1 protein-coding gene is annotated in these 268 nt (G+C 47.4%); it reads left to right on the forward strand.

Features of this window, described 5'->3' with window-relative positions:
- Positions 1-268: efflux RND transporter permease subunit (locus AAEY83_RS15505; RefSeq protein WP_351060347.1), on the forward strand; the 268-nt coding region annotated here is incomplete at both ends.

A 268-nucleotide genomic window follows, 5' to 3' on the forward strand; every position in this document is an offset into this window, starting at 1 on the left:
CGTGTAGCACGTGCACTTGATAGTTTACCCGATCAGGTACGCCCACCAGAAGTGTCTAAGTCAAATAGTGATGAAAGCCCAATCGCATGGTTTGTATTAAACAGCGAAACAATGGACTCGTTACAGCTCTCTGATTACGCACAGCGCTTTATCGTTGACCGTTTAGCCGTTGTAGATGGTGTATCTAACGTGCGTATTGGTGGTGAGCGCCAATACGCCATGAAAATTTGGCTAAACCGCCAAGCAATGGCTGCACGTGGCATTACCT

It is taken from the genome of Psychrobacter sp. TB20-MNA-CIBAN-0197 (genome assembly GCF_040309765.1).
Classification (GTDB): Bacteria; Pseudomonadota; Gammaproteobacteria; order Pseudomonadales; family Moraxellaceae; genus Psychrobacter; species Psychrobacter submarinus.